The sequence below is a fragment of the Xenorhabdus sp. NBAII XenSa04 genome, from assembly GCF_963866145.1.
Classification (GTDB): Bacteria; Pseudomonadota; Gammaproteobacteria; order Enterobacterales; family Enterobacteriaceae; genus Xenorhabdus; species Xenorhabdus indica.
The window spans coordinates 1-1,777 of sequence record NZ_CAWMEB010000006.1; the positions used below are offsets into that span (position 1 = coordinate 1).

Consider the following 1,777-nt stretch of genomic DNA (forward strand, 5'->3'; position numbering starts at 1 on the left):
CTTTACCTGCCATAGTTATACCTCAGAGTATAATGGTAGTAATCCTAAATCTCTCAAACAGATTTCAATATCATTGGCTTTATTGATATGCGCCTTATTTTCGATATCAAAAATCTCTTTTGTTGTAATAATTAGTGATCCCTTGCTACCATGCTTATCAGTAATGGGTATTATTTCTTCTGCCATCGGAAGTAAGGAAGAATCTATTTCTATTGGGAGGTAAAGCATCCAACCTGCGCTTAATCGGTCAGGAAAAACTTGTTTTTGGTTTAATGTATAACCAGAAGTCTCTACCATAACAAAAGGATATATTCTAAATGATATTAATTTGTTAATAAAATCAATGAACTTTAATTTATTGAAATTTTCTTTTTCAAATTTAAGATCTAGGGTTACATTGGTATGGCCTAATTTATTAGGAGTAGAATACGTGATATCCCTTGTTATATATCGAATGGTGTTTTTTATTTTCACATTACCCGGTTTATCAAATAATGTTTTAATCGTGGATTTATTTTCTTTGTCAAAGTCTTTTTCATACCATTTTTTAGCATAGTCAGTAAATCCATTTTCGTTAAATACATTGTTTTCTGTAATCTCCTTTAGAGAATATCCGGGTAAATGCCAACCACTTGAACTGGCATTAAGTTCATTAATCATTTGCATGATTTGGTAAGTGTCATTGAGTACTAAAACAGGATCGATTTCTTCTTTCAAGTCATAGAATAGTGTTATATCTAAATTCAAAATAGGCATACCTGAGTTCCCATGTAGTTTTGCATCGTTTGGCTATGATTATCTACCAAATTATGGCGTATTAAACGTGCTAATATTAATAAAACCTAAAGAAATAAATGCCCTTGAAAAATATCCATAAGATATTGGTTGCATGAAATGCCAATGAGATTTTGGAATACTATTCAACTTGGTACATACACCATTTTGCCTTTCAGCTTGATACAGCATGCTTTCGAGTCCGGTTTTATCTGTTTCTTTTTTCTTGAAGTGCTCATAAAACCATTTTGGCTTTCCATTTTCAAAAAACTGATCATATTTAGCTTTAGCTTCAAGAAATAGGCATTTTTCAGGCTTCCAGCCATCAAAATTTGCATCCTGGCATTTCCATGTTTGAATTGCAACCAACGTAGGATCGTATATTGTTCCTGCGATTCTCGTCTGATATTCAATGGTTATATCTGAATAAGACGGGCATTTTTCCCAAACCATCACAACCTGACCAATGGCTGGGCACTCATCACATTTTTCTCTCGTCGTGCTCATCGCACCAGTCTGAGTTTCGGCCTTATCTTTTTCATCTGTTTCTTCTTTATCTTTCGTTCCTTCCATAATACCGACAGCAACTAACCCTGCTATGCAGGTAGCAAGGGTCCATTCAGCCGCAGCAATAATAGCCGGGGCTGCTGGAGCTAAAACAAGAGGCATATTATTTTTTCCTTTTCATTAAATTATCCAACACTTGTAAATAATCGCGATATTGTTGTTCTGGATTATCACCTGCTTTCAACATATTTTGAATTTCGGGTGAGTCATGGTAATTGCGGTTAAACGCCACAAAATGGAGGTAAGAACGAATCAGTTTTTCCTCTTTAAACCCCATTGCGATTAAATCCAGATACGCTTTCTTTAGTCGTTTATGCAAAATTTGTTCACTTTCACCTTCGACTAATTCAGGGTGTTCCGTCTGAAGCTGTTTTCGTACTTTGGTGATATACGCTTCATCTTCAGCATCAATAAATTTATTTACCTGTTCATTACT

3 protein-coding genes are annotated in these 1,777 nt (G+C 34.7%); all 3 read right to left on the reverse strand.

The genetic code is table 11. The features are described from left to right. Positions 1-15: 15 nt before the first annotated feature. A complete protein-coding gene (locus tag AAC147_RS00780; protein WP_047684609.1) occupies positions 16-756 on the reverse strand; it encodes an immunity 52 family protein in 741 nt (246 codons plus the stop codon). A 51-nt stretch (positions 757-807) separates the two neighbouring features. Further along, positions 808-1,443 carry a restriction endonuclease fold toxin 5 domain-containing protein gene (locus tag AAC147_RS00785; RefSeq protein WP_047684612.1) on the reverse strand — a complete coding sequence of 212 codons (636 nt, stop codon included), beginning with the start codon at positions 1,441-1,443 and terminating at the stop codon, positions 808-810. Position 1,444: 1 nt separating this feature from the next. Next, positions 1,445-1,777: hypothetical protein (locus tag AAC147_RS00790; RefSeq protein ID WP_047684614.1), on the reverse strand; the 333-nt coding region annotated here is incomplete at its 5' end.

Excerpts from the sequence above, each read along its gene's own strand:
- AAC147_RS00780 (WP_047684609.1), bottom strand. The coding sequence starts at position 756 with ATGCCTATTTTGAATTTAGATATAACACTATTCTATGACTTGAAAGAA.
- AAC147_RS00785 (WP_047684612.1), bottom strand. The coding sequence starts at position 1,443 with ATGCCTCTTGTTTTAGCTCCAGCAGCCCCGGCTATTATTGCTGCGGCT.